The organism is Bacteroidota bacterium (genome assembly GCA_036522515.1).
GTDB lineage: Bacteria > Bacteroidota > Ignavibacteria > UBA10030 > SZUA-254 > VBOC01.
In genome coordinates, this window is sequence record DATDFQ010000059.1 from 40,598 (window position 1) to 52,905 (window position 12,308).

Here is a 12,308-nt window from a genome sequence, read left to right on the forward strand (position 1 = left end):
TTGATTAATTTACAAAAACGAGGGCTGAAAATCAAGAAGGATTGTCATCCTGAGCGTAGCGAAGGATCTCAATCCTTCGAGGCGCGAGATCCTTCGGTCGCTGCGCTCCCTCAGGATGACAACCGATAAGGCGGCTTGAATTTGTCGAGCACGCTTAGTACAATGGTTTGATTTTATGACTCTTCCATCAGGCATCCCCCTCAGGAGAATCGATCACCTCGTCATCGGCGCACTCACCGTGGCCGCGATTTATTTCTATGCGGGATTTTTCTTTCCCGATCCATACATTCTCTCCTATGGGACACACACACGGAAGATCCTGTGGTTCATCCGGATCTGTCTCCCGCTCCTGTATGCCGGGACGGTCATGCTCTACGTCCAGGTGCGCCGGCAGAAGGTGGATCGCGCCTCCGTGGCATTGCTGATCGTAACCGCGCTGATCACCCTCTCCGTCGCCTATACGGTCGGAGACATTTACTATCAGCATTGGGCCGACAACCATCACGCCCAGTATCACCCGTATCTCCAGTTGATGCCCGCGGATGACAGCGTTTCGCAGGAAAGGAAGCCCGGAGCGCTCTCGGTGTATTGCGTGGGGGGATCGACGACGGAGCTTGCCGACAGCTCTGGTGTGGATTGGCCTTCGCGGGTCGAACGGGAACTCCGGACCGGATACGGAATGCAACATGTGGAGGTGTATAACCGCGGGAGACAGTGGTACACCTCGCTCCATACGCTGATCAATTATGAGACCAATCTCAGGAGGCACAGGCCGTCGGTCGTCCTGTATATGGAGTCGGTCAACGACCTTCTGCAGAACGCGGACTTTTCATATTTCAGCCACGGCCGTTTCCGGGAAGATTACGGACATTTCTATGGGCCGGTCAACAGGGTGATCAACCGGCGCAGTCTCTGGCGCTATCTCGGGGACGTCATCCCCGCGCTCTGGTTTGCCCGCCCCCGGCAGGCGCTCACCACCGGAATATTCCCGGGCGCGGCGGCGTATGCGCGAAACATCGAATCGTTGATTGAATTGGCGCGGAATGACAGCACGCGGGTGGTGCTCATGACCGAGCCCTGCCTGCTCAAGCCCGAGATGACTGAAGCCGAGCTTTCTGCAATCTGGATGATCAGAGTGGAAGCGGTGAACGATACTTTGGCCTGGAGCAGCGAAACGGTGCTGAACGGGATGAGGCAATATAACGACACGGTGCGGGCGATCGCGGCCCGAAACCGGGTGCCCTTGATCGATCTTGAACGAGAACTCCCCAAATCACTGACGTATTTCCGGGACGAGGTGCATTACCGCGATACGGCATTTCCCCTCATCGCCCGGTTCGTGGCCGCGCGGCTCCATGAGATCCTTGTGTCCCCATGAAGATTCTCGCACTCACGGACATCCACGGAGCGTATAAGAAGGCGAAGGAGATCATCGACCGGCATCCCTCGGACGTGGTTCTGATCGGTGGCGATCTGACCACGGCGGGATCCGTGAAGGAGGCCGAGGAAGCGATCAGGTTATTTCAAACCGGCCCGGGACGGATTTTCTCCGTTTCCGGAAACATGGATTTGCCCCAGCATGACCAGATGATGGCGAGGGTGGGAGTCTCTCTCGATTCCAGGGGAGTCAAGATCGACGGGATCGGCTTTTTTGGAGTCTCCGCGGCGCCCGTCTCTCCGATGCACACCCCCTACGAGATAAGCGAGGAAGAGATCGCCCGGCGGATCGAAGCCGGCTTTTTGCAGGTGCGGGAGTGTCCGGTCAAGGTGTTCGTGCCCCACGCCCCTCCGTATGGAACCAGGGTGGACATCATCCACATGGGCATTCACGTCGGGAGCACGGCGGTCCGCGACTTCATTGAAGAGAATTCTCCCGCCGTCGTGGTCTGCGGCCACATCCACGAGGGCCGGGGGCAGGATCGTCTGGAAGGAAGCCGGATCGTCAACTGCGGAGCGGCGATGAACGGGTATTTTGCCACCATCGATATTGGAGAGGAAATCACGATCGAGAACCACCAGCTCGGGCACTGATGGAGTAGCGCCGAACTCCCCCTGCTCCCACCCCAAAATCCCCCCTTTCTCCCCCTCGAAATTCGCAAAAAATGAGCATTTCTGGAGACCGCCATTGGGCATGCCGCACCGGTACCATTAAAAATATCTAAAAGTGGTATTTCCGCATTATTTTGCTTGACTTTCAATCGAAAAACCCTACATTGGTAAACCACAGTGGGGAAAAGTGGGTAATAATGGTGTGGAAATCATTTTGTTTTGAAGGATAGAATTACGAACAGGGCTAGCTGAAGCAATGTCATCATTCAAGGGTTCATATATGTATTCTGTGGACGAAAAAGGGCGCGTAAATCTGCCTGCCAAGCTGCGGAAATATGTCTCTCCCGACACGAATGACACATTTGTTCTCACGCGGGGTTTCGAGAAATGTCTCTTCGTTTACCCGATCGACGAGTGGAACAGGCTGGAAGAAAATTTGCGAAATTTATCCGGGTATGATCCGGAGCATCGCCGGTTCATCAGAGCGCTTCTCGAGCTCGCCTCGGAGAGCCAGCTGGACGCCCAGGCCCGCCTATCAATCCCCCAGGAACTGAGGGAATATGCCAACATCGAGAGCGAGGTCAGGATTATCGGAACCCTCGATAAGATCGAACTCTGGAACCCTCAGGTGTACGTCGAATACCGAAACTCTCAGCCGGAAACGTACGAGAGTATCGCCGCGAAGGTCATGAAATAGCGAGATGAACAAGAGAACTTGATACCCGGTGATTACCACACTCCTGTCCTTGTCGATTCCGTTCTTCACTACCTCCGGCCCGTGCCGGGCGGCGTCTATGTGGATGGCACGGTCGGCGGAGCAGGCCACGCCGAAGAGATTCTCATGAAGAGTTCCCCCAACGGAAAACTCATCGGGTTCGACATGGATTCGGATGCGATCGCGTTTGCGGGCAAACGCCTCAAGAGATTCGGAGACCGTGTCACGCTCATCAGGGATAACGCGGCCAACATCGGCAGGAATCTCAGAGACGCCGGAATCGGGCGGATGGACGGAATGCTCCTTGATCTGGGCGTTTCCTCGCACCAGATCGGGTCACCGGAGAGAGGGTTCAGTTTCCAGTCCGGCGACCGGATCGACATGCGGATGGACCGGAGTCACGAACCGGACGGGTGGACCGTGATCAACACCTACCCGCAGGAGCGGCTCGCGGAGATACTCTGGAAATTTGGAGAAGAGCGGGGAGCACGCCGGATCGCAAAGCTCCTCGTCCAGCGGCGCCGGAGCAAGACCATCGATACGACGGACGAACTCGCGGCCCTGATACGCCCGGTGGCGACCGGCGGAAATCCGCAACAGACCCTCGCAAGAGTCTTCCAGGCGATACGGCTGGAAGTCAACAGGGAGCTGGAAAACCTCCCCCGGGCGTTGTCCGGCGGGTTGGAATTCATCGTTCCGGGCGGAAGGCTGGTAGTGATCTCCTACCACTCGCTGGAAGACCGGATCGTAAAAACGTTTTTCAGGGATGAATCGAAGACTTCGGTGGCGTCGGGGACGAAGCTCCTCCCCGACCGGCCGGCGGTGCCGCGATTGAGCGTGCTCACGCGGAAGCCCGTCGTGCCTTCGTCCGAAGAACTCGCCCTCAACACACGGTCCCGCAGCGCCAAGCTGAGGGCCGCGGAGAGAATATGAACAATATGAAAAGCGCCGGCACGACCGTCGAACTTCCCGCCCCGCGCGCGACGGCGGAACGGCGCTATGTCTATAACGGTGAGCCCCCCGCGGAACCTGTGTATGAGGTTGCCCCGCGCAGCAACCGGCCTGTACAACGCCCCAAGCGTTCCGCATTCACGGTCATCGCGACGCTCGTCGCAGTTTCGCTGATGATCGTCTTCTATGTGTGGACAAAAATAAGCGTCGACAGACTGGCCATCGAGGTGAATGAGCTGCAGGCGCAGAATCAAAAGATCATGAACGCCAACGCGCTGCTGCAGGCCGAGATCAATAAGAAGTCGACGCTCGAGCGGATCGGAAGGATGGCAACCCAGCTCGGCCTCACGTACCCCAAGGAGCAGCCCGCCTGGATTGAAATCGACGGCGAGAAGCTCGACGAACTCGAATCACACTAACATCCGAATCATCCACGGATCATCAGAGACGCACCGATGAGCTATCAGGAAAACAACGCCCCGCTCGGAAATACCGCAGGATCGCTCCGGCCGGTGACCCTGCGTGTGAGGATCGTGCTCGGGTTGATCCTGGCATTCTTCGCGCTGGTGGGATTGCGGCTTGCTCAAGTCCAGGTCGTGGATTATCAAAAGTACCGCGGCATCGCGCAGAAGCAATACCAGGCGAAGGTCGATCTTCCCGCGGCCCGCGGGACGCTGACGGACCGCAACGGCGCGATGATCGCGTCCAACACATCGCTCGTGTCATACGCGGCGGATCCGAAGCTGGCGGCGGACGATGCGAGAGCCATCGCCAGGAGATTTTCCAAGCTCTTCGGCAAACCGGCGGGCTACTACCTCGAGAAGCTCCGCTCGGACTCCCGGTTCGTCTGGCTCGAACGGCTGGTGAGCGTCAGCAGCCTCAAGAAGATCGATCCGCATGAATTTGACGGGCTTGTCGTCCGCTACGAGCCCAAGCGCCTCTACCACGACCAGGTGGCGGGCCAGCTGATCGGCTCCACGGACCTCGATAACAAGGGAATCGCGGGGATCGAATCGAAGTTCGACGCGGACCTTCATGGCGTCGAGGGGTGCGTCATTTTTCAGCGCGACGGGCTCGGCCGCGCCCGACCGTCCGTCGACTTCCCCCGCGTCGAGCCGGTGAACGGTTCGGATATCTCGCTCACGATCGACATGGAAGTGCAGCAGATCGCCGAACAGGAGCTCAAGAAGGGCGTCGACCAGTTTAACGCCGACGGCGGGATCACGATCATCATGCGTCCCGGGACGGGCGAAATACTGGCGATGGCGCAATGCCCGACGGTCGATCCGAACAACTTCAAGAACTATCCCCTCGAGCAGCAACGGCTTCGCGCGGTGACCGATCTCTTCGAGCCGGGATCGGTCTTCAAGATCGTGACCGCGTCGGCTGCGCTGGAGAACAAGCTTGTCGCGCCCGAGAGACGGTTCTTCGCGGAGAACGGAACGTACGTCGTGCCCGTTCTGAACAGCAAGCCCCGCACGATTGTGGACACCCATAAGGAGGGGTGGATCACCTTCATGGAGGCGATGGAGTTTTCGAGCAACATCGTGATGGCAAAAGTGAGCGATATCGTCGGGAGCGAGCGCCTGTACAAGATGGCGCGGGATTACGGGTTCGGCATTCCCACGAATATCGAACTTCCGGGCGAAGTGAACGGGGTGCTGAAAAAGCCGGCCGATTGGTCCGCAACGACACTGAACACCATCGCGTTCGGGTACGAGGTCGGAGTCACGCCGCTGCAGATCGCGACCGCCTATGCCGCCGTCGCGAACGGCGGGATGCTCATGAAGCCGTACATTTTTGCCAGGGAAACCGACCAGGCGGGGCTCGTCGTCCGTTCCGGACAGCCGGAACAAATCAGGCGCGTGATCTCTCCCGCGACGGCCCGGACGTTGACGGGATTCTTTGAGGGTGTCGTGACGAAGGGAACGGGAAAGCCCGCGGCGATTCCCGGCGTGAAAATCGCGGGGAAGACGGGCACGTCAAAAAAGATGGTCCAGGGTCACTATGAACAGGGGAGCTACACCGCGTCGTTTGTCGGGTTCTTCCCCAGCGACGATCCGCGGATTCTCTGCCTCGTGATGCTCGACAATCCCCGCGGAGGAAATTACACCGGCGGCGCGACCAGCGCTCCGGTGTTCCGGGCCATCGCCCAGCGCCTCCTGAACCGGTCCGAGCTCTTCGCTCCCGCGGTGCCGAATAACCAGGTCATCGTGAAAAACACTCCCCGCACCGGGGGCGGCGACGAGAGAGACCGGGACGAGACGGTTGCCGCGGCTCCGGACCGCCAGGTTGCGGCGGCGGGAATCGTGCCGGATGTGCGCGGATTCAGTTTGCGCCGCGCGGTGAACCTCCTCGGAACCGGAAAGCTCGTGCCGGTGGTGAACGGCTCCGGCGTCGTGGTGAGCCAGTCTCCCGCGGGGGGATCGTCCGCAAAACCAGGAATGCGAGTTCTCCTCACATGCCAGTCCAAATCGGCCGCCTTCCTCGGCAATTGAAACGCGGCGCGGCGATCGGCCGGTGATTGGCCAGAGATCGGAACGACATGAATTGGAATCGAAACTGCGGCGGGGAATCGGGAGAGGTCGAGATTGCGCCGCAGTCCCCGATTGAGGAATACAGGGTCTGGAATGAAGCGTGTCCCATGATGTTATCGAAGTTGCTCGAAGGAGTGACCGTCGCCAAGATGTTCCAGACGATGTACGGCCAGATGGTCGTCACCCACGACGTCGAGGTTCACGCTCTCCAATACGATTCGAGGAAGGTCGAGAGGGGAGACCTTTTCGTGGCGCTCCGCGGAAGCGCGCAGGACGGGCACCGGTTTATTGCCGGCGCGGTGGAGAGAGGGGCAAAAGTGGTTGTGCTGGAGGACGACCGGGCGCTGCCGGATTCGTACTTCATGCACGCGGGCGTCGCAAAAGTCGTCGTACCGGATTCGAGGATTGCTCTCGCGCAGCTCTCGGCCGCTTTTTACGGCAACCCCTCCCGCGGGCTCGAGCTCGTCGGGGTGACGGGAACGAACGGAAAAACGACAACCGCGTACCTGTTGAAATCGATACTCGAATCGCGGGGATCGAAGGCGGGGCTCATCGGTACCATCGAGTATGCGATCGGCGACCGGGTGGTGCCCGCGACGCACACGACGCCTGAATCGCTGGAGCTGAACGGGCTGCTCTCACAAATGCTGGGCGAGGGCTGCTCGGCGGTTGTGATGGAAGTGTCGTCGCACGCGTTGGAGCAGAGGAGGGTCTACGGACTCGGTTATCGCGCCGCGGTCTTCACGAACCTGACGCAGGATCATCTAGATTATCACGGCACAATGGAACGCTACTTTGAAGCAAAAAAAATCCTGTTCGAGAACCTTGACCCCGGCGCCTGGGCCGTCGTCAATCTCGACGACGAGTGGGGCGGGAAGATGCTCGCAGCCGCGAGGGGCAACAAGTTGACCTTTGGGATTCAAAGCGCGGCCGACGTCCGTGCCACGAAAATATCGCTTTCGATGAGGGGGACGGCATTCACCATCGCCCACTCCGGCGAGGAGACCGCGATCGAGACGCCGCTGGTCGGAAGGTTCAACGTCAGCAATATCCTTGCGGCCTTCGGAACGGGCATCGCGCTCGGAATTCCGAAGCCGGCCATGCAGAAGGCGATCGGCACGATGAATCGGGTGCGCGGGCGGTTCGAGACCGTCGCCTCCCCGAAAGGCTGGACGGCCGTGATCGATTATGCGCATACGCCCGATGCGCTCGAGAAAACGCTCGCCGCGGTGCGCGACGTGGTCGGCACGGGCGGCGGCAGAATCGTCACCGTCTTCGGGTGCGGCGGAAACCGCGACCGGACGAAGCGGCCGAAGATGGCCCGGGTGGCGACCGGGATGAGCGACATCACGGTCGTCACGTCGGACAATCCCCGGCAGGAAGATCCGGAACGGATTATCGACGAGATCATGACGGGAGTGCGTCCCGGATCGACGACGTACAGGGAAACCGACCGGAAGGAGGCCATCGGAACGGCGCTCCGGTTGGCCGCCAAGGGGGATGTTGTGCTGATCGCAGGAAAGGGGCACGAGGACTACCAGGTCATCGGCGACCGGAAGATCCATTTCAGCGACCGGGAAGTCGTCGATGCATTCGTCCGTTCGCAGGCATGAAGCTGTCGCTCTCCGACCTGCTCGGCATCGAGCACACCGCGATGTGGAATATCGACGGGCTCCGGAGGAAATCGTTTACGGATGTTTCGACAGACTCCCGGTCGGTGAATGAAGGAGAGCTCTTCGTCGCCATCCGGGGCGAGAGTTTCGACGGCCATCAGTTCGTCGAAACCGCTTTCCGGCGCGGGGCTGCCTGCGCGGTCGTCGACCGGAGGGCGAATATTCACGCGTACCGGAAGCGTCCGTTCCTTGTCGTCCACGACACCACGAAGGCGCTCGGCGGACTGGCGCACGCGTACCGGAAGAAATTCGACATCCCGTTCCTCGCGGTTGCGGGGAGCAACGGCAAGACGACGACGAAAGAAATGATCACGAACGTACTCCGATCCCGGTATTCCGTGCTCAGCACGGAAGGGAACCTGAACAACCATATCGGCGTCCCGCAGACGCTCTTCCGGCTGAACCGGCGCCATGAGTTCGCGGTGGTTGAGATCGGGACGAACCACTTCGGCGAGCTGGATCATCTCTGCTCCATACTCGATCCGACCCACGGAGTGATCACGAACATCGGCCGGGAACACCTGGAGTTTTTTAGATCATTGAGCGGGGTTGCCCGGGCCGAAGGCGAGCTGTTCGACGCGCTGCGGCCCCGGGGGACGGGGTTTGTCAATGCCGACGATCCCCGGATCCGAACCATCGCGCAGAAGCTCCGGAGAAAGGTCTCCTACGGCTTCACCGCGGGAAGCGTGCGCGGGACCCTTGCCGGGATCGGGCCGGACGGGTGCGCGACATTCCTGGTAAAGGCGCGCTCGCGGAGGGCGTTCAAGGTCGCCCTCAGGACGCCGGGGCTTCACGCCGCGGTCAACGCGCTTGCGGCCGCCGCCGTCGGCTTGTCCTTCGATGTTCCGCCCCGGGAAATCGGCCGGGCGCTCGGAACGTTTTCGAGTGTGGGCAAAAGAATGGAAGTGCTGCGCTCGTCCGGGCTGACGATTTTGAACGACACCTATAATGCGAACCCCGATTCCGTGCTGACCGCGCTCCGGACGCTGGAGGGGATGAAGACGAGCGGCAGGAAGATTGTCGTCCTCGCAGACATGCTTGAGCTGGGCGAATCGTCCCGGACCGAGCATGAGCGAATCGGAAAGGCAGTGGGCAGGATGGGAATCGACGCCCTGTTCACGTTCGGAAAGGGAGCGGCCGCCATTCATGAAAGCGCCGCGATCCGGACCCGCCGGCACTTCGGAACAAAAGGCGAATTATCGAGGGCGCTTCTCGCCCTCGCGGCCGAACCCGACATTATTCTCATCAAAGGATCGCGCGGCATGAAAATGGAAGAGGTGACAATGGCACTGCAACAACGGCGCGGGGGAAAAGCGAAATGAAGCGAGTTCTTTTCGTGGTATTATTAAGCGTCTCCATGCTCGGAACGATGCAGCGCCGCGCCGATTTCGGCGGGACCTGGAAGATGGCGATCGTGAAGAGCAAGAACCTCCCGCCCTCCTTTAAGAATCTGAAGGTCTATCAGATGAACATTCAGCAGACCCCGGATTCGATGACCGTGATCGTCGGGTTCGAAGGGATGGGCCAGAAGGTCGTTCTTCCCCCGTCGGTCTACGTCTTCGACGGGAACGAACGGTACCGGGAAGACACCGCGCGTGGTTCGAAGCGGTGGACCAAATCGACCTGGACGACGACCGGGCAAAAACTGATCATGACGAGCCGGGTCATTCAAAGCCGGCCGGGGCGGGAAAGCCGTTATACGGAGACCGACACCTGGGAGTTGACCGGCAGCTCCACGCTCCGGCTTCACGTTGACCAAAAATTTGAGGGGAAGGATTCGACGAACAGCGAGATACGGGTCTTTCGTCGCGTAGGGAAGTAATGCTCTATTATTTTCTTGAATATATCCGTCACAAGTACAGCCCGCCGGGATTCGGGATGTTCCGGTATATCACCGTCCGGGCCGGCGCCGCAGCGATAACGGCACTGATCATCTCCTTCTGGCTCGGGCCGAAGATCATCCGCATGCTGAAGGAGCATCAGATCGGGGAAGCGGCGAAGCTCGAGGCCCCGAAGTCGCATCTCAGCAAGGCCGGGACGCCGACCATGGGAGGGCTCATCCTCCTGGCAGCGATCCTCGTGCCGGCGGCGCTCTGGGCGGACATCAAGAACGGCTATGTCTTTCTCATCCTGGTCGTCACCGCCTCCCTCGGGGCGGTCGGGTTCCTGGATGATTACCTGAAGGTCGTCCGGAAGAAACGAAAAGGGTTGATCGAAGAATACAAGCTCATCGGCCAGATCGCCGTCGGGTTGTTCGTCGGATGCGTGATTTATTTCTATCCCAACTACATCGACCCCGACCTCTGGAAGATCAAATCGAGCACGACGGTCCCGTTTTTCAAACATATGGAAATCGACTTCCAGTGGTTCTACATCCCGATGGTCATTTTCGTGATCACCGCGACCAGCAACGCGGTCAACCTCACCGACGGCCTCGACGGGCTGGCGGCCGGGACCGTCGGCATCGTGGTCCTGACGCTTGCGGTCATGAGCTACGTTTCGGGGAATGCCGTCCTGAGCCAGTACCTGACCATCCCGTATCTGCGCGGCACGGGAGAACTCAGCATTTACTGCGCCGCGCTGGTGGGGGGAGTCCTCGGGTTCCTCTGGTTTAACGCATACCCCGCGCAGGTGTTCATGGGCGACACGGGATCGCTCGCGCTGGGCGGGGCCGTCGGCGCGCTTTGCGTGTTGATTAGAAAGGAACTGCTCCTGCCGACGCTGGGCGGAGTGTTCCTGGTCGAGACTCTCTCGGTGATCATTCAGCGGTACTACTACAAGTACACGAGGCGGAAGTACGGCGAAGGCAGGCGCATCTTCAAGATGGCGCCGCTCCATCATCATTTCGAAATGCAGGGGTGGCCCGAGCCGAAAATCGTCACACGCTTTTACATTATGGCGATCCTGCTCATGATCCTGAGCCTTGCGACGTTCAAAGTCCGATGATGAACTGTGACGGGGCGACAATCGGCGGCGGGGAATCGATACAGGAACTTGACTACGACGAGACGATGACGGACCGGTCGGTGCAGGGGAAACATATTTCAGTTCTCGGCGCGGCGCGAAGCGGCGTGGCGGTGGCCCGTCTCCTGCAGCGGAACGGAGCCGACGTGTTCGTGAGCGACAGCGGCCCCGCCTCGCGGCTCGAGCCGCAGCTCTCGGAGTTGCGCGCGCTCGGAATCCCGTACGAGACCGGGGCGCACGGCCCGAAGGTGCTGGATGCGGACCTGCTCGCGATCAGCCCGGGCGTGCCCTCGAACCTCCCGGTCGTCCAGCAGGCAGAGTCGCGCGGCCTGCGCGTCCTGAGCGAGCTGGAGATAGCTAGCTGGTTTTGCCCGGCCCCGATGGTCGCGGTGACGGGAACAAACGGAAAAACGACTACGACAACGCTGATCGGCAGAATGCTCCACGACGCAAAGAGGAAGAACGTGGTGGCGGGCAATATCGGCACCGCCTTTTCGGCGGCGGTGGATGAACTCGACAAAGATTCGGTGGCGGTGCTCGAGGTGAGCAGCTTTCAACTTGATCACACCGAAAGCTTTCACCCCGCGGTCTCGATCATTCTGAATATTACTCCGGATCATCTCGACCGGTATGAGCGGGACTTCGACCGCTACGCCGCCTCGAAATGCCGCGTGTTCGAACACCAGACGGCCGAAGATGTGCTGATCGTGAACGCCGACGATCCGGGAACGCGCGATCAGATACGGCGGAGGCAACCGCTGCCCGTCCGGATCCTTGAGTTCGGTCTCGCGCAAGGGCCGGGCGAGGGCGCGTTCGTCGAAAATGGTGATCTCGTCGTGTTGCTCGGCGGGGTGCGGACTCCCATCGTCGCCGCGTCCGATATCAGCATCCGTGGGGTTCATAACCTCTATAACGCGATGGCGGCGACGCTCGCGGCGAAGGTGCTCGGCGTGTCCGCTCCGTCTCTCAGGGCGACGCTGAAAAACTTCAAGGGCGTCGAGCACCGGCTCGAATTCGTCCGGGAAACCGGGGGAGTCAGATATGTGAACGACTCGAAGGCGACGAACATCGATTCCGTCTGGTACGCCCTGCAGGCGTTCGAGGAGCCGATCGTCCTTCTGCTCGGCGGACGGGACAAGGGGAACGATTACTCGAAGCTCTACGAGCTCGTGGACAAACATGTCAAAGCGATCGTGGCGATCGGTGAGTCGGCGGAGAAGGTAAGAACCGCGTTTGAGAGCCGGAAGAAAGTCGTGACGGCCGGCTCGATGGAAGATGCGGTCCGGGCGGCGCGGTCGCTCGCCTCGCGGGGCGATGTCGTGCTTCTCTCGCCCGCGTGCGCCTCGTTCGACTGGTTCGAGAACTACGAACAGCGGGGACGCGTCTTTAAAGAAATAGTCAATTCATTATGAGGAACAG

At 60.0% G+C, this 12,308-nt stretch carries 11 protein-coding genes; all 11 read left to right on the plus strand.

What is annotated here, in order from left to right:
* Positions 1-175: 175 nt before the first annotated feature.
* Complete coding sequence (locus tag VI215_12915; protein HEY6193217.1) at positions 176-1,378, plus strand: SGNH/GDSL hydrolase family protein; 1,203 nt, start codon at positions 176-178, stop codon at positions 1,376-1,378.
* Positions 1,375-2,031, plus strand: a complete 657-nt coding sequence (locus VI215_12920) for a metallophosphoesterase (protein HEY6193218.1) — start codon at positions 1,375-1,377, stop codon at positions 2,029-2,031. Before VI215_12915 ends, VI215_12920 begins: the two co-directional genes overlap by 4 nt.
* A 274-nt stretch (positions 2,032-2,305) precedes the next feature.
* Entirely contained in the window at positions 2,306-2,746 is a 441-nt protein-coding gene (mraZ, locus tag VI215_12925; protein HEY6193219.1) for a division/cell wall cluster transcriptional repressor MraZ, read from the plus strand.
* A gap of 18 nt (positions 2,747-2,764) precedes the next feature.
* The gene (gene rsmH, locus VI215_12930) at positions 2,765-3,697 is read left to right on the plus strand and encodes a 16S rRNA (cytosine(1402)-N(4))-methyltransferase RsmH (GenBank protein ID HEY6193220.1); all 933 of its coding nucleotides are present in this window, start codon (positions 2,765-2,767) and stop codon (positions 3,695-3,697) included.
* A complete protein-coding gene (locus tag VI215_12935) occupies positions 3,694-4,134 on the plus strand; it encodes a septum formation initiator family protein (protein ID HEY6193221.1) in 441 nt (146 codons plus the stop codon). The genes rsmH and VI215_12935 overlap by 4 nt, the downstream gene beginning before the upstream one ends.
* Positions 4,135-4,170: 36 nt before the next feature.
* On the plus strand, positions 4,171-6,213 hold the full coding sequence (locus VI215_12940; GenBank protein ID HEY6193222.1) for a penicillin-binding protein 2: 2,043 nt from the start codon (positions 4,171-4,173) through the stop codon (positions 6,211-6,213).
* A gap of 47 nt (positions 6,214-6,260) precedes the next feature.
* Positions 6,261-7,865 (plus strand): UDP-N-acetylmuramoyl-L-alanyl-D-glutamate--2,6-diaminopimelate ligase, encoded by a 1,605-nt coding sequence (locus VI215_12945; protein HEY6193223.1) that lies wholly within the window; start codon positions 6,261-6,263, stop codon positions 7,863-7,865.
* On the plus strand, positions 7,862-9,247 hold the full coding sequence (gene murF, locus VI215_12950) for a UDP-N-acetylmuramoyl-tripeptide--D-alanyl-D-alanine ligase (protein HEY6193224.1): 1,386 nt from the start codon (positions 7,862-7,864) through the stop codon (positions 9,245-9,247). The genes VI215_12945 and murF overlap by 4 nt, the downstream gene beginning before the upstream one ends.
* Complete coding sequence (locus tag VI215_12955; protein ID HEY6193225.1) at positions 9,244-9,747, plus strand: hypothetical protein; 504 nt, start codon at positions 9,244-9,246, stop codon at positions 9,745-9,747. Before murF ends, VI215_12955 begins: the two co-directional genes overlap by 4 nt.
* Positions 9,747-10,871, plus strand: coding sequence for a phospho-N-acetylmuramoyl-pentapeptide-transferase (gene mraY, locus VI215_12960; protein ID HEY6193226.1), 1,125 nt, complete (start codon positions 9,747-9,749; stop codon positions 10,869-10,871). Before VI215_12955 ends, mraY begins: the two co-directional genes overlap by 1 nt.
* Complete coding sequence (murD, locus tag VI215_12965; GenBank protein HEY6193227.1) at positions 10,868-12,301, plus strand: UDP-N-acetylmuramoyl-L-alanine--D-glutamate ligase; 1,434 nt, start codon at positions 10,868-10,870, stop codon at positions 12,299-12,301. Before mraY ends, murD begins: the two co-directional genes overlap by 4 nt.
* Positions 12,302-12,308: the final 7 nt, after the last annotated feature.